The sequence below is a fragment of the Achromobacter sp. genome, from assembly GCF_057314935.1.
This window is the reverse complement of sequence record NZ_DBHKZA010000018.1, coordinates 33051-46123: the sequence shown is the minus strand read 5'-3', so window position 1 is coordinate 46123 and position 13073 is coordinate 33051. Positions and strand designations below refer to the sequence as shown.

The 13073-nt window shown below is 62.9% G+C and carries 19 protein-coding genes; 13 read left to right on the top strand and 6 right to left on the bottom strand.

The genetic code is table 11. From position 1 onward, the window contains the following. From ACO6D5_RS09150 to ACO6D5_RS09140, 3 genes are all read left to right on the top strand, one after another. A partial coding sequence (locus ACO6D5_RS09150; protein WP_485825196.1) for a hypothetical protein occupies positions 1–195 on the top strand: 195 nt, incomplete at its 5' end. A 42-nt stretch (positions 196–237) separates the two neighbouring features. Next, on the top strand, positions 238–447 hold the full coding sequence (locus ACO6D5_RS09145; protein WP_105558848.1) for a cold-shock protein: 210 nt from the start codon (positions 238–240) through the stop codon (positions 445–447). Positions 448–515: 68 nt separating this feature from the next. Beyond that, on the top strand, positions 516–1520 hold the full coding sequence (locus ACO6D5_RS09140; protein ID WP_485825195.1) for a hypothetical protein: 1005 nt from the start codon (positions 516–518) through the stop codon (positions 1518–1520). Between the two features lie 33 nt (positions 1521–1553). On the opposite strand, the gene ACO6D5_RS09135 is transcribed toward ACO6D5_RS09140, so the two are convergent. Next, on the bottom strand, positions 1554–1943 hold the full coding sequence (locus ACO6D5_RS09135) for a lysozyme inhibitor LprI family protein (protein ID WP_485825194.1): 390 nt from the start codon (positions 1941–1943) through the stop codon (positions 1554–1556). 14 nt (positions 1944–1957) lie between these two features. Here ACO6D5_RS09135 and ACO6D5_RS09130 point away from each other — a divergent pair, with 14 nt between their 5' ends. Continuing rightward, on the top strand, positions 1958–2863 hold the full coding sequence (locus tag ACO6D5_RS09130; protein ID WP_485825193.1) for an alpha/beta fold hydrolase: 906 nt from the start codon (positions 1958–1960) through the stop codon (positions 2861–2863). On the opposite strand, the gene ACO6D5_RS09125 is transcribed toward ACO6D5_RS09130, so the two are convergent. Next, positions 2860–3249, bottom strand: coding sequence for a hypothetical protein (locus ACO6D5_RS09125; protein ID WP_006226948.1), 390 nt, complete (start codon positions 3247–3249; stop codon positions 2860–2862). The two genes, ACO6D5_RS09130 and ACO6D5_RS09125, sit on opposite strands and share 4 nt — an antisense overlap. 201 nt (positions 3250–3450) lie before the next feature. Between ACO6D5_RS09125 and ACO6D5_RS09120 the strand changes: the two genes are divergently transcribed. Both ACO6D5_RS09120 and ACO6D5_RS09115 read left to right on the top strand, forming a co-directional pair. After that, entirely contained in the window at positions 3451–4365 is a 915-nt protein-coding gene (locus tag ACO6D5_RS09120; protein WP_485825192.1) for a PhzF family phenazine biosynthesis protein, read from the top strand. Positions 4366–4634: 269 nt separating this feature from the next. Continuing rightward, positions 4635–5069, top strand: a complete 435-nt coding sequence (locus tag ACO6D5_RS09115) for a GNAT family acetyltransferase (protein ID WP_315528204.1) — start codon at positions 4635–4637, stop codon at positions 5067–5069. Positions 5070–5140: 71 nt separating this feature from the next. Here the strand turns inward: ACO6D5_RS09115 and ACO6D5_RS09110 are convergent, their stop codons facing one another. Continuing rightward, positions 5141–6094: a M14 family metallopeptidase gene (locus ACO6D5_RS09110; protein ID WP_315528205.1), complete on the bottom strand. Its 954-nt coding sequence runs from the start codon at positions 6092–6094 to the stop codon at positions 5141–5143. An 11-nt stretch (positions 6095–6105) separates the two neighbouring features. After that, positions 6106–7104, bottom strand: coding sequence for a Bug family tripartite tricarboxylate transporter substrate binding protein (locus ACO6D5_RS09105; RefSeq protein ID WP_315528207.1), 999 nt, complete (start codon positions 7102–7104; stop codon positions 6106–6108). A gap of 133 nt (positions 7105–7237) precedes the next feature. Between ACO6D5_RS09105 and ACO6D5_RS09100 the strand changes: the two genes are divergently transcribed. From ACO6D5_RS09100 to ACO6D5_RS09090, 3 genes are all read left to right on the top strand, one after another. After that, on the top strand, positions 7238–8116 hold the full coding sequence (locus ACO6D5_RS09100; RefSeq protein WP_315528208.1) for an SIS domain-containing protein: 879 nt from the start codon (positions 7238–7240) through the stop codon (positions 8114–8116). Between the two features lie 202 nt (positions 8117–8318). Beyond that, a complete protein-coding gene (locus tag ACO6D5_RS09095) occupies positions 8319–8573 on the top strand; it encodes a hypothetical protein (RefSeq protein ID WP_315528209.1) in 255 nt (84 codons plus the stop codon). Positions 8574–8729: 156 nt separating this feature from the next. Beyond that, positions 8730–9323 carry a BPSL1445 family SYLF domain-containing lipoprotein gene (locus ACO6D5_RS09090; protein ID WP_315528210.1) on the top strand — a complete coding sequence of 198 codons (594 nt, stop codon included), beginning with the start codon at positions 8730–8732 and terminating at the stop codon, positions 9321–9323. Between the two features lie 68 nt (positions 9324–9391). On the opposite strand, the gene ACO6D5_RS09085 is transcribed toward ACO6D5_RS09090, so the two are convergent. Both ACO6D5_RS09085 and ACO6D5_RS09080 read right to left on the bottom strand, forming a co-directional pair. After that, positions 9392–9625, bottom strand: coding sequence for a hypothetical protein (locus tag ACO6D5_RS09085; RefSeq protein WP_315528211.1), 234 nt, complete (start codon positions 9623–9625; stop codon positions 9392–9394). Positions 9626–9737: 112 nt separating this feature from the next. Further along, entirely contained in the window at positions 9738–10208 is a 471-nt protein-coding gene (locus ACO6D5_RS09080; protein ID WP_006226939.1) for an Lrp/AsnC family transcriptional regulator, read from the bottom strand. 160 nt (positions 10209–10368) lie between these two features. Here ACO6D5_RS09080 and ACO6D5_RS09075 point away from each other — a divergent pair, with 160 nt between their 5' ends. The 4 genes from ACO6D5_RS09075 (at position 10369) to ACO6D5_RS09060 (ending at position 12926) form a co-directional block, all read left to right on the top strand. Continuing rightward, positions 10369–11280 carry an EamA family transporter gene (locus ACO6D5_RS09075; protein ID WP_315528212.1) on the top strand — a complete coding sequence of 304 codons (912 nt, stop codon included), beginning with the start codon at positions 10369–10371 and terminating at the stop codon, positions 11278–11280. A gap of 63 nt (positions 11281–11343) precedes the next feature. Further along, on the top strand, positions 11344–12090 hold the full coding sequence (locus ACO6D5_RS09070) for a sulfite exporter TauE/SafE family protein (protein ID WP_485825191.1): 747 nt from the start codon (positions 11344–11346) through the stop codon (positions 12088–12090). Between the two features lie 55 nt (positions 12091–12145). Continuing rightward, positions 12146–12370, top strand: coding sequence for a hypothetical protein (locus ACO6D5_RS09065; protein ID WP_006226936.1), 225 nt, complete (start codon positions 12146–12148; stop codon positions 12368–12370). A 343-nt stretch (positions 12371–12713) separates the two neighbouring features. Further along, entirely contained in the window at positions 12714–12926 is a 213-nt protein-coding gene (locus ACO6D5_RS09060) for a hypothetical protein (RefSeq protein WP_006218759.1), read from the top strand. Positions 12927–13073: the final 147 nt, after the last annotated feature.

The following is a 13073-nucleotide window of genomic DNA, read 5'->3' as shown; positions in this document are numbered from 1 at the left end:
TACCTGTTTCCCGCAGTTCGCGTACCGCATTGTGTTCGCGGCAGTCGCCGTCAGCTCGTAGGTCTCGTCGTGATGAAGATGGCGTTGCAGGCACTGCGCCGAGCACCGCTCGCAGAGCCGACAGGCGGGCGGAACGGGGCGTCAGATGTGTTATTGCGAAACAGCGATATCTTTGTGAAGGCGAATCATCGATAGTGGTCCCGGGAATATTTTTTCCCTGTACATCTAGGACTTACATTGAAGATTGAAACTGGTATCGTGAAGTGGTTCAACAACGACAAGGGCTACGGCTTTATTTCGCCGGAACTGGGTGGTAAAGACCTCTTCGCGCATTACTCTGAAATTCAGGGTGACGGGCATAAATCTCTTGAAGAGAACCAGCGCGTTTCGTTCGTCGCCGGCCAAGGGCAGAAAGGTCCGCAAGCGACAATGATCAAATTGATTTAACTGCCGAGCTGCTTGCTGTCACGCAAGCAGCTTGAGCAAAGGTTGGTGGGGCCGGATCCTTTGAAACATTGGGTCCGGCCCTTTGGTTTTTGGCGTGCCCGAAGGTCGTAGGCCGCGCTGACCGCGCCAAGGCGCAGGCTGCCGCTGCGTCAGGTGTGGCAACGGGCCATAGCCGGACAATCCGTATTCGCCGGCAGGTTGTTCCGGCCACGCCCGTACTTGTTTTGCATGCCAAATACGCGAAGTGTTGGGTTAAAACTGTTGGGTTAACTTTGGCGCATTCCATCAACATCTTCGAGCAAAGGATTCCCGTGTCGAGCAAACTCCCGGCAAGCCGCTATTTCGCGTTGACCGCAAGTACGCTCCGGCAACGGGGCGACGCGCTATGGCGGTCTACGCCTTGGGCGTTTGCCCTGTTCGTCCTGACGCTGCCTATCGCGCTGCTGTTGCCGCACCTGTCCTTGGTGTATTCGCCGTTCTTCCTGGTTGTTGTCGTGAATGTGCTGGCGTTGACGCGCCTGTCGGTCGCGTGGCTTCGGCAGACCGTGGCGGGCAGCCAGGCGGATGATGCGGATTGGCGCTTGCGCAAACCAGAGTGGAAGGTCGTCGCGTTGCTTGCGCTGCTTGTCGTGATAGGCACGGGTTTGATGTATGCCACCGCTAGAGTGCCGATCCTTATTTATTTCTCATTGGGCGGCAACGCCGACAGCGTGTTCTTCGTGAGCCTCTTCCTGGCGTTGGCGGCGATATGGGCGCCTGTGCTGTATGGCGTCAGCACATTTGCGCCGAGCCTTGCGCGCGTTGCGGTATCTGGCCAATACGATTTCTGGCGGACGCGTCAGGCGCGGCGCGTGCGCGCGTGGCCGATGATGAGCATGCTGTTCCTGCTGGCGGCGTTTCTGGTGATCACGGGCGCCTTGCTGTCCAGGGCCGTGTCTGAAATGTCGGCGGCCGCGATCGCACTTGGCGTGCTGGGCATCCTGCTTTGCATCGGGTTGGTGATGATGGCCACGACGATGTCTGCCGTTGCGTATCGCGAGCAGGCGCCAGGAGTTGCCGGCGCCGGGGATTGATTCTCCAGCAGTTCACGTCGCACGTACCGGGGTTTATTCCCCCAGCAGTTCGCGCAATTCGTCTGCCCTTTGGATGTTCAACTGCATCGGGCAATAGCCGAACATCGGCGAACCCACATAGGACGTCGCTAGGTCGCATTGACCATTGCGATACGCGAGCCAGGCCTTTTGCGTTTGCTCCAGCTTGTTGGCGTCGTCCGCCGATTGCTGCGCCAGGCGCGCGTGCAGTTTGGCGTATAGCGCGTTGATTTCCGACTTGACCGACGCTGACACGGTACTGGAGCAATTCAACACCGAGGTATTGTTGGTGGCGCCGGCTTCAGACAGGCAGCGGTCGTATTGGGCGGCGTAGTCTTTCGCGCCAGCCGCGTGGGTGGCGGTGGCCATCAGCATCAGGGCAAGGGCAGTCAGCGTGCGGATCATGGGCGTCAGCTGTGATGAAGTTGCGCTGGGCGCCAGTTTCCCATGAGCCAGAGGCGTTGTGCGGCGCAGGGGTATATTGGTCGCTTCGCCCTCCCTACGAACGCTTGACGTCATCCGCTATGGCTTCCTTACATCAGATCCGATCCGGCCGGGCCATGTTGGCCATGGAATCCATTGGCGCGGGCGATCCGGTCGTTTTCCTGCATGCGGCCGTTTGTGATCGTCGGATGTGGCGGGCGCAGATGGCCGTCGTTGGCACGACGCATCAAGCCATTGCCTACGACCGTCGCGGATTCGGCGAGACGCGCGCAGAAGCGGAGGACCATTCTGCCGTTGGGGATTTGCTTGCGGTGATGGATGCCGTCGCGCACGACAAGCCGGTGACGCTGGTGGCATGTTCGCAGGGAGGCCGCATCGCGCTGGACACGGCGCTGCAGCATCCTTCCCGGGTCCTTCGCCTGGCGCTGATCGCGCCAACGGTGCCGGGCGCGCCCGAAGCGGCGTACCCGCCCGGCGTGCAGGCCCAAATGACGGCGTTGAAGCAGGCCGAAGCCAGCCGGGACCTGGAACGGGTCAATGCGATGAAGGCCCATCTGTTTCTGGATGGGCCGCTGGAAGCTGAAGGACGGGTCGGGGGCGCAGCCAGGCAGCTGTTCCTGGACATGCATGGCACGGCGCTTCGATCGACGCCGGCGGGGGCAAGCCTGGATGCGCTGGACACGTTCAGCCGGCTTGCAGAAATCACCGTGCCGACGCTGGTGATGTGGGGAAGTTTCGACTTTCCCCACATCCAGGAGCGGTCGCGGCATGTGTCGACGCTGATCAGGGCGGGCGTGGGCCAGGAAGTGCCTGGCGCCGCCCACTTGCCCAGCCTGGATCAGCCCGAAGCGATCTCGCGCCTGCTGGCGGATTTCATTTAGCGCCGCTTGTCTGCGCGCCGCGGCGCGGGCGGCAGCGGATTGCCGACATGGCTGGCCAGCCAGTGTTCGATCTTGTCGTCCCTGCGGGCGGCCCAATCCTTGCCGATTTCCAGCACCAGCATGTTGCGGGTGTCGCCATAGTCCTGGCCCGGTTCCTTCTGGAACATTTCACGCCAGATGTCGGACGCGACCAGATCCGTCGTCAGCAGCACGCCGATGCCCTTGGCGTCGATCCACAAGGGCGCGGCCCGTTCGTCGACGTGTTTCTTCAGGTTTTCAAGCAGCTTCTGGGCGAGCGAGGCGTTGTCTTTCGAAGCCGAAATCAGGACCAGGTATTGCCGGTGGTCGCTGGAGGGCTCGTCGGAGTCGCCAAAAGGGTTTTCCATGGTGCATTCCTTTCGGGTAAGCGTGCATTGGGGCGCCGATGCGTCCTTGGAGGACAGGTTACTCGACGCAGGTGCCGGGCCGGGTGTTTGGGCATGCCGGGGACGGAGCTGTTATGACGAAAGTTCTTTCGATCTGTGCCTGTCGCGCGCGGGCGGAGGCCTTGCATACTGCCGCTTTCCCCTTGGACAAGAGAAGCTTCCATGCGCTACCGATACGTCACCGCAGATGTTTTCACCGCCCAGCCCTATAGCGGCAATCCGTTGGCGGTGGTGCTGGACGCCCAGGGGTTGGAGACCGCGCAGATGCAGCGTATTGCGCGTGAATTCAATTATTCGGAAACCAGCTTCGTGCTGCCGCCGAAAGACCCTGCACATACCGCGTGGGTGCGGATATTCACGCCGGATCGCGAGGTGCCTTTTGCGGGGCACCCGAACGTGGGCACTGCCGTCGTGCTGGCTCGCGAGTGGGCTGCCGCCGGACGCCCGGCGCCCGATTCGTTCATTTTCGAAGAGGCCGCGGGTCTGGTCCGGATCTCGTTGAAGGCGGGCGCCAAGGGCGTGGAGGGCGTGGAACTGCTGGCCCCGCAGCCTTTGTCCCGCGCCAGCGAGGCGCCGGTGGCGGCGGTGGCCAGGGCGCTGAAGCTTGCGCCGTCCGATATCGACACGTCCGAACACGCCCCGCAGGTGGTCTCGGTCGGACTGATCTTTCTGGTCGCGCAGTTGCGCAACCGCGATGCCCTGCGCCGCGCGGCGCCGGATTCCGAGGGCTATGCCGCGCTGCTGCCGCTGGACGGCGCGAAGTCCATCTATGTCTACACGACCGACACCGGCGGGGAGGCCGTGGACGCGCCGACGGATATCCAGGCCCGGATGTTCACCGGACGCATGACGGAGGATCCCGCCACAGGCAGCGCGACGGCGGCGATGACGGCGTTGCGCGCGGCGCTGCGCAGCGACGGGATATTGCGCTTGCGCGTGGGGCAGGGCGTGGACATGGGCCGCGCCAGCCTGTTGCTGGCGCATGCCGAGCCATGCGCCGATGGCGTGTGGGCAGGTGTCGCGGGCCAAGCGGTCATCGTCATGGAAGGAACGCTGCCCGCGCCTGCCGTGGCTTGACCGGCATTGGCCTGGTCTTGCCTGCCGCGCGGCGGCTCGTGTATGCTCCTTCGCATGAACGCGATCCCTTTTGCACCGGCATGCCGGGCAGACAACCGACGAATCACTCGACGTCTACGTTGAGTGGCAAGTCACGTTCAGGCGCCGAGTTTCCGGCGCTTCACCCTGAAGGCCACGATACCCCTCGTGGCCTTTTTGTTTGTGTATTTCCGTACCCGCTCGCGAGGCGTATCGCAAGGCCTTCGTTTCCCTCATCCAAGGAACGAAGCATGACCCAACAAGCCCTTTCCATCCGGCCCTACCATCCCGCCGACGAATCGGCCATCGTCCAGCTATGGCGCGATTGCGGCCTGACGCGGCCGTGGAATGATCCGGTAAAAGACATCGCCCGCAAGCTCACCGTGCAGTCCGACCTGTTTCTGGTGGGCGAGGCGGACGGCGTGATCGTGGGCACGCTGATGGGCGGCTATGACGGCCATCGCGGCTGGATCAATTATCTGGCCGTGTCGCCCGCGCATCAACGGCGCGGCTACGCCACCGTGCTGATGCGCGCTGTGGAGCGCAAGCTGCTGGAGATGGGCTGCCCCAAGATCAATCTGATGATCCGCTCGGGCAACGTCGCGGTGCGGGGCTTTTACGAATCGTTGGGCTTCTCGTGCGACGAGGTGATCAGTCTGGGCAAGCGCTTGATCCCCGATCTTTGAGCGGAACGGATCCGGCACGCGCCAGTGCCGGATCCGTTCTGCGTGCGGCGGCACGCTGCCGGGGGTCAGGCTTAGATCGCGACCGTCAGGTAGACGGCTTCGCGGCCGACGATCGGCATGCGGGTCGGCATGAAGATCGTGCAGTGGTTGCACGGCGAGCGGATTTCTTCGGTGCCGTTCATGGCGATCAGTTCGTCCTTGTCGAAGGTCTCGAAGCCGATGACCGGGCGGGTGAAATGGAAGTCTTCGGACTTCACCATGTGGACTTCCAGCAGCCGGTATCGTTGCGGCGCCGGGGGCGGCGCGGCGTCGGCCGGGGCGTCGATCAGGCCCGTGTGCGCCAGGAACCGCAGCGTGACGTCGGTCGCCAGTTCAGCGGCGGACTTGGCGAAGTGCTGGCCGCATTCCACTACCAGCGCGCCGCCGCTGTCGGACAGCGGATCGCCGTGATGGCCATAGCCCATGACGCCCGTGCCCGGAAACTTGTGCTGCGGCATCACCAGGTGCACGAGCGGTGCGCCCACGGCGGAGGCCAGCGCGGTATTGCGGTCCATCTCGTTGTAGACCCAGAAGGGCTGCACAGGCGCGCGGGTCGAGTGGATGTCCAGCACGAAGTCGGCGGCGTCCAGCACGGGGCGCAGTTCGCGGGCGCGGCGCAGTTCGGGGCTGTCTTCAGCGCCGTCCAGCATGGCGGCCGACCAGATGCGGTTCAGGTTGTGGACGAGCTGGCGGTTTTCATAGGGCTGGTCGATGTCGAAGGCCTCGTAGGCTTCGACGTGGGCGAAGCTGACCGTCAGCGTGCCGATCTTGGGTCGCACGCCAGTGTCCAGCAGATGGGTCGCGGCGACCATTCCACAGATTTCATTGCCATGGGTGATGGCGTTGATCAGCACGTGCGGGCCGGGCACGCCGGACTCGAAGCGGTGCACGTAAGGGATGCCGGTGTTGCCCTCCCGATAGGCCGAGAGGTCGCGGGGCAGGACTTCAAGGGGGGCGGTGTCGGGTTCGAAAGCGGGGTTTTGCATGGGATGGAAGCCTATTCGGGGCGGATGCCGGCGCGGTCGATCAAGTCTTTATACAGCGCCAGCCGTTCGCTCATCATGGTGGTGAACTGTTGAGGGGTCTGGTTTTCGGGCGGCAGGGCGCCGGCCTTCTCCAGGGCTTGCGGCATGCCGTCCTGGCCGGCGACGGTGCGCACCGCGGCAAGCAGGGTCTGGACGATGTCGTCGGGCGTGCCGGCGGGGGCGGCCAGGCCGATCCACGACATGGCGTTGAGCACGGGGTAGCCCAGTTCGGCGAAAGTGGGAACCTCGGGCAACGCGTCCAGGCGTTTGGGGGCGGCCACGGCCAGGGCGCGCATCTTGCCGACCTGGATATGGGGCAGGAACGGTGCCAGATTGTCCAGCGCGAATTGGGCCTGGTTGGACAGCAGCGCGTTGATCAGGGGGGCGCCGCCGCGGTAGGGCACGTGCATGGCTTGGACCTGCAGCGTGTTCTTGAACAGTTCCGCGTTGAGCTGGCCCATGCTGCCGATGCCGGCCGTGGCGTAGTGCAGCTCGTCGGGCCGCGCCTTCAGCAAGGCGACGAATTCGGCCAGGGTCTTGGCGGGCACGTCGATGTTGGTGACCAGCACATTGGGCGTACGCGACAACTGCGAAATCGACGTGAAATCCTTGATCGGGTCGTAGCCCAGGTCGCTGCGCATCAGCGGGTTGGCCAGATGCGAGCTTTGCGACGAGGCGACCAACGTGTAGCCGTCGGGCTTGGCGCGCGCCACGCGCTGGCTGCCGATAGCGCCGCCGGCGCCATCGCGGTTTTCAATGATGACCGTGGTGCCCAGCGCCTTGCCCAGCGCTTCGGCGTAGATGCGGCCGATCAGATCGACGGATCCGCCTGCGGGAAACGGCACGACCAGCGTGATGGGTCGGGAAGGATAGGCGTTGGCCCGTGCGGCCAGGGGCAGGACTGCGGCGCCCAGGCCGGCAAGGACGAGGCTGCGGCGCATCAGGGACGGCGCAGCGGAGTGGTGCTTCATGAAACTCTCTTGTGAAGGCGGTCGGATTGGTCTATTTTGCAATCTGCATTGCAGAGTGAAATATAAGATGCAATGAATATTGTGGAATTTGGGGTTATCACCTAGAGCCACCCCTTGCGGACCCGCTGCCATCATGAATCTGAATCAACGCATCGCCACCTACGCCAAGAAACTGAGCAAGACGGAAAGCCTGCTGGTCGAGGAAATGCAGGCGCGCTACCCGCAAAGCCTGCTGGAATCCGCGACGGCTCTGGCCAAACGGGTGGGCACCAGCGCGTCCACGGTTGTCCGCTTGCTGGCCAAGCTGGGCTACGACAGCTATGCGCAGGCGCAGATGGAGGCGCGCTCGGAAGTGACGGCGCGCCTGGCGTCGCCGGGCGAACGCGCGGACGCGGTCAGCGGCGACAACCCGTCGGCCAGGGCCTGCCTGCACAACGCGCTGCTGCATGACCAGCACAATCTGCAGGAGACGTTTGCGGCGATCGATGTGGGGGCATTCGAATCCGCTGTGCGCCTGCTGACCCAACGCAAGGGGCGCGTGCACGTGCTGGGCTTGCGCCAGGCCGCGCCCTTGGCCAGCCATGTGGCGCTGTACCTGAACCTGTGCCTGCCGTCGGTCAGGCCGATGGGCGGCGCAGGGCCGATGTTCCTGGAAGACCAACTGCTCTGGATCGACGCCAGCGACGTGCTGCTGGCATTTACGTTCAGGCGCTATTCGGTGGCGACGGCGAATGCGGTGAAGGTTTTCCGGCAGCGCGGGGGTAAAGTGGTTTTGATTACGGATGCGGCGTCCGCGCCCGCGGCCGCGTCCGCCCATCACGTCCTGGTCGCGCGCAGTTCCAGCGCATCGCCGTTCGATTCCTATACCGCGGCCTTCTCGGTTTGCAATGCGCTGCTGGCTGCTGTCGCGCAGCGCCGACGCAAAGAGCTGGGTGCGGCATTGGAGCGCGGCGAAGACCTGTGGGAGTCGAAGTGGATCCGGCCGGCGAACGAGGGCGCGGCCAACAAATAGCGGAATTGGCCCGCGGTTTGGGTAAATCAAAAAAATGGCCCATTGGCATTCCAAGGCCTGTTTTCGCCCGTTTTTTCAGGTCTGCAAGATGCGTTTGCACTACCGCGATTAGTGCGTGTTGACCCGTTGAAAGGATCACTTTTCAAGCGCTTTTTTTTTTGGCATATTGCGCCCGGATACAGCGATTTCAGGAGCAATAAGCATGAGCGCGTGGCCGCAGCGCCATATCGATGGCTTTCAAGTGGGATGCGAGATCGTGAGTCTGGATGCCGGCGTGCTGGCTATCGAGGTCACGGTTCGCCGATCAGGCGACGGCGATTTTCAACAGCGCTGGTCATTGCCCAGATTCGTGACGTTCGCGGATGCTGAGGTCGCCAGGCGCCATGCCGAACTGGTCCTCTCCGGGATTGTTTCGGTGGACGAGGCGACGGGCGAGCCGCGTTATGGCATTCTATAAGGGCGCGGGCCGGGGCTATTGCCCTACCAAATGTTGCTGCCCGCGTGTGGAATGCGGCAACAGGTAGGTTTTGTTTCGTTTATCACAACGTGTGCCTTGTGCCGATAAGTTTGGCCGGTACAGTGGTAGTGGAAGACAACAATAAAGGAGAGTTCCATGTTTGATACTTTTCCTGTCCTGCGTCGTGTTGGCCTGGCGGCCGCGACCATCGGTGTGGCAGGCCTGCTGTTCGCGGGCTGCACCACCAACACCCCCAAAAACAGCGCGACGGCATCGGAGAAGCGCGAGTCGATGAATAGCGCGGCCAACGCCACGTTGTCCAAGTTGTACGAGGCTTCGCCGCAATCCAAGGAACTGGTGGCGCGCGCCAGGGGCGTGCTGGTATTTCCTGACGTGCTGAGCGGCAGCTTCATCGTGGGCGCCGAGCATGGCAATGGCGTGCTGCGCGTGGGCGGCGCCAATTCCGGCTACTACAGCACCACGGCGGGTTCGATCGGCTTCCAGGCCGGTGCGCAATCCAAGGCGATGGTGCTGCTGTTCATGACGGACGATGCGCTGAACAAGTTCCGCAACAGCAGCGGCTGGACCATCGGCGCCGACGCTACGGTGGCCGTCGTGAATATCGGCGCGAACGGTCGCATCGACACCAATACGGCGCAACAGCCGATCGTCGGCTTCGTGATGAATAACGGCGGCCTGATGGCGGGCGTGTCGCTGGCTGGCACGAAGATCTCCAAGCTTGACTGGTAAGCGCACCACGCTGAAAAACAAAACGCCGCGGAAGTTTTCCGCGGCGTTTTGCTTTGGGGAACGGCGCTTTAGCCGAGAAGGGTGTCGCCGTTGTTGCGCACGGCGTTTTCGCGTTGCATTTCGGCTTCTTCGATGTCCGGGTCCAGGCCGCGCCAGCGCACGATGCGGCCGCGGTCTTGCTCGGGTTCCCAACCCAGCATGCCGTAGCGCGTGATTTCAGTTTCGCCTGTGTCGAATTCCACTTCAAAGTAGCCCTGACGATCGGGTAGCGTGCCGCCGGGGAACCATTCAGTTTCGGGCATGGTTTGCTCCTTGCTAAGCGATGGGAGGGATGCCGGCGCGCAATCGCGGCCGACGCGTCCATTGTGCGGGCGCGGGCGGCATCCCGCAAGTTTCTGAAAGCGTCGCCCCGTATCAGGCAAGCGGAACGGCGGTGGTGTACAGCACCTGCTTGAGCGCGAAGCTTGAGCGGATGCTGGCGACGCCAGGGATGCGCGTGATGTGTTCGACGATCAGCCGTTCCAGTGCATCCACGTCCGGCACCAGCGCGCGGATCAGGTAGTCGGCATCGCCCGACATCAGGTAGCACTCCATGATTTCCGGCAGCACCGCGATTTCACGTTCAAAGACGTCGAGCGCGGCCTTGCGCTGCTTGTCCAGCGAGATCTGGATGAACACGTTGACTTTCAGCCCCAGTTTGCGCGCGTTCAGCAGCGTGACGCGGCGGTCGATCAGGCCCTCGGTTTCCAGGCGGCGGACCCGGGCCAGGCAGGGCGAGGCCGACAGGTTCACGCGCGCGGCCAGTTCCACGTTGGTCAGGCGCGCGTCGCGCTGAAGTTCGTTCAGAATTCGGATGTCAGTGGCATCCAGGTTGATTTCCGGCATAAGTCACCTAGGTGTTGTCGATCTGCAGTTCGTTTGTGCTGGAGGTGTAGTGTATAGAAGTGAATTCAGGTGAAATATGCCGGGGTTTACCCTATAGACTATTTCTTCCTTTGGTCAATTGGCCAAATCGCAGAATAATCAAGCGGTAGATCGAGCAGTAATGAGTCAGCAAAGCACGTTGCGCAAGTTTTTGCCATTGATCGGGGCGGTCATGGTCTGGGGCGGGAATTGGCCTGTCATGAAGCTGGGCCTGGCGCACATGAGTCCGCTGTGGCTGGCCGCCAGCCGCTTCGGATCGGCGGCGTTGATCAGCGTGCTGGTGCTGGGCGCGATGGGGCGCCTGCGCCTGCCGACGCGCCAGGAATGGCCGTTGGTGGCGGGTGTGGCGCTGCTGCAGATGGGCGCCTTCACGGCGTTGGCGCTGTGGGCCCTGCAGTACGTGGCGCCCGGGCGCGCGTCCGTCATCGCCTACGCCACTTCGATCTGGGTGATCCCGCTGTCGGCGTTGATCCTGAAAGAGCGCCTGTCGGCGGGGCAGTGGCTGGCGACCGCGCTGAGCTATGCGGGCATTGGCGTGATCGTGGCGCCGGCGTTCAGCCCGTGGCAGGCGCATACGGTGATCGGCCTGGTCATGTTGCTGGGCGCCTCGTTCGCGTGGGCCTGCAACATCATCCAGCTGCGCGGCAATCGCCATGTGCGCCTGGGGGCGGACATGATCCCTTGGCAGACCGCCATCGCCACCGTGCCGTTGGTCGCGTTGGCCTGGTTGCGCGATGGCGCGCCGGCCTTCCTGGCGGTGCCGGATGCCTGGCCCATCATCCTCTATACGGGCCCGCTTGCCACCGCGCTGACCTTCATCGTCGTGCTGGGCATGACACAGAAGATGCCGCCCGTGGCCACCTCCATCGCGATGCTGTGCGTGCCGGTGATCGGCTTGATCGTATCGTCGGTGGTGTTCCATGAGCGCATTTCCGGGGACCTGGCGCTCGGCCTGTCGCTGATCGGCGCGAGCGTGGCCGCGTCTGCCGTGGCGTCGCGCTTGAAGCGGCCAATGGTGCTGCGTCCTTCCTAGAACGCTCTAGAATGGCTTCGCGCCGGCGCGGGCCGGGCACGTTCATCTGGATGCGCGGCTGAAATGGATTCGCTTTATGTGCTGGTCGTGGTGGGCGCCATGGCCGCGGGGTTTGTGCAGGGCTTGTCGGGATTCGGGTTCGGGATGGTGGCCATGTCGTTCTGGGCATGGACCATCGATCCCAGGCTGGCGGCCGCGATGGCCGTGTTCGGCTCGTTGACCGGACAGCTGCTGGCCGCATTCACGGTACGGCGCGGTTTCGCGATGACGCATCTGCTGCCTTTCATCGCGGGCGGGCTGCTGGGCATCCCGCTGGGCGTCATGTTGCTGCCGCATCTGGAACCGTTGATATTCAAGGCCTTCATTGGCGCGCTGCTGGGCATCTGGTGCCCAATCATGCTATTTGCGACGCGTCTGCCGAAGATCACCGCCGGCGGCAAAGTGGCCGACGGCGTGGCAGGTGCGATGGGCGGAATCATGGGCGGCATCGGCGGATTCACGGGCGTCATTCCGACCTTGTGGTGCACCTTGCGGGGGTTCGACCGCGACGTGCAGCGCTCGGTGATCCAGAATTTCAATTTGTCCATGCTTGCGGTGACGATGGCGACCTACGTGTTCACAGGCGTGGTCACGCGCGACATGCTGCCGTTGTTCGCCATGATCGTGCCCGCGATGCTGGTGCCCACGTTGCTGGGCGCGCGCCTGTACGTCGGCATCAGCGATCTCGCATTCCGCCGGATCGTGCTGGGCCTGCTGACGTTGTCGGGCATCGCCTTGCTGGCTTCGTCGCTGCCCAAGCTGCTGGCCTAGCGGCTTGGGCTTGGGCCGGCATGCTATCGTTGAGGCATTCAAGAGAGAATCACGCATGGCATTGCATCGTTTCCAGAAGGGCGAATTGGGTCATTGGCTGCGACTTGTCGCCGACAATTCCGAGCCTGATACCGCTCAAGTCGACGTGCCCGACGAAGTCGCGAAGGCGCTGGTGACCTTGCGTTGCGTACAGGCGGGCCCTGATGGCCGCTGGCTGATCACCGAGAAGGGCAAGCTTGCCCTTCGCATGGAAGAACCGGGCGCCATCCACGTGCGCTGACGGGCGAGGATGCCGGCGGCGCTTGCCGGCGGCTCCACGTCCCATTCCGGCCCCAATCAATCATTTCCGCATGGCGGCGTGTTGCGCGCAGACACGCGAATTCCCGCATAGTTTGCGAATGATTTCGCTGTATGTCGCGAGTTCATGCGTATTGACGGCGCAGTACGGGAATCTCCTGAGACGGAATGTTCGATTTGGCATCTTCCGGACGTATCGCGCGTGCTGTGTCGCCAGTAAGATGAACTTGCGTGACGCTTTCAGGTCTATTCATTCATGCGGGATTTTTGCTCCCGCCACGTCACGCGTGGTTCACGCGTTTAGGTAACCGACTGGGAGGTAGCACATGCAGCATCGTGACCAGGAAGTACTGATCGACGTTTCCACAGCGGCCATGGATACCGGCGGATATGGCGTTTTGCTGACGGTAACGGCCGAGGGCGGCACCGAAGTGGATGCCGCATTTTCCCACTTGGGCAACTGCGCTTCCTTGGACGAAGCACGTGATCGCGCGGAAATCTTCGCGCAGAACTGGGTCGAGGAAAATATCTTCCGATAGGGCGCTGCGCCCTGGGCGAAGCAAAGCGGTCAAACCGGTCTGTGCGCGCATGACGCTGCGGAGAATACTCGAAAGTTTGCGACGAAAATTTCGGTTATCGTTGCTGCTCCAAAACCTGGGGCCCTATTCGGGTATGCGTCGTTCCAA

Bases quoted from the DNA above. Each gene is read 5' to 3' on its own strand.
- ACO6D5_RS09135 (WP_485825194.1), bottom strand. From the start codon at position 1,943: ATGATCCGCACGCTGACTGCCCTTGCCCTGATGCTGATGGCCACCGCC.
- ACO6D5_RS09130 (WP_485825193.1), top strand. From the start codon at position 1,958: ATGAAGTTGCGCTGGGCGCCAGTTTCCCATGAGCCAGAGGCGTTGTGC.
- ACO6D5_RS09125 (WP_006226948.1), bottom strand. From the start codon at position 3,249: ATGGAAAACCCTTTTGGCGACTCCGACGAGCCCTCCAGCGACCACCGG.
- ACO6D5_RS09120 (WP_485825192.1), top strand. From the start codon at position 3,451: ATGCGCTACCGATACGTCACCGCAGATGTTTTCACCGCCCAGCCCTAT.
- ACO6D5_RS09115 (WP_315528204.1), top strand. From the start codon at position 4,635: ATGACCCAACAAGCCCTTTCCATCCGGCCCTACCATCCCGCCGACGAA.
- ACO6D5_RS09110 (WP_315528205.1), bottom strand. From the start codon at position 6,094: ATGCAAAACCCCGCTTTCGAACCCGACACCGCCCCCCTTGAAGTCCTG.
- ACO6D5_RS09105 (WP_315528207.1), bottom strand. From the start codon at position 7,104: ATGAAGCACCACTCCGCTGCGCCGTCCCTGATGCGCCGCAGCCTCGTC.
- ACO6D5_RS09100 (WP_315528208.1), top strand. From the start codon at position 7,238: ATGAATCTGAATCAACGCATCGCCACCTACGCCAAGAAACTGAGCAAG.
- ACO6D5_RS09095 (WP_315528209.1), top strand. From the start codon at position 8,319: ATGAGCGCGTGGCCGCAGCGCCATATCGATGGCTTTCAAGTGGGATGC.
- ACO6D5_RS09090 (WP_315528210.1), top strand. From the start codon at position 8,730: ATGTTTGATACTTTTCCTGTCCTGCGTCGTGTTGGCCTGGCGGCCGCG.
- ACO6D5_RS09085 (WP_315528211.1), bottom strand. From the start codon at position 9,625: ATGCCCGAAACTGAATGGTTCCCCGGCGGCACGCTACCCGATCGTCAG.
- ACO6D5_RS09080 (WP_006226939.1), bottom strand. From the start codon at position 10,208: ATGCCGGAAATCAACCTGGATGCCACTGACATCCGAATTCTGAACGAA.
- ACO6D5_RS09075 (WP_315528212.1), top strand. From the start codon at position 10,369: ATGAGTCAGCAAAGCACGTTGCGCAAGTTTTTGCCATTGATCGGGGCG.
- ACO6D5_RS09070 (WP_485825191.1), top strand. From the start codon at position 11,344: ATGGATTCGCTTTATGTGCTGGTCGTGGTGGGCGCCATGGCCGCGGGG.
- ACO6D5_RS09065 (WP_006226936.1), top strand. From the start codon at position 12,146: ATGGCATTGCATCGTTTCCAGAAGGGCGAATTGGGTCATTGGCTGCGA.
- ACO6D5_RS09060 (WP_006218759.1), top strand. From the start codon at position 12,714: ATGCAGCATCGTGACCAGGAAGTACTGATCGACGTTTCCACAGCGGCC.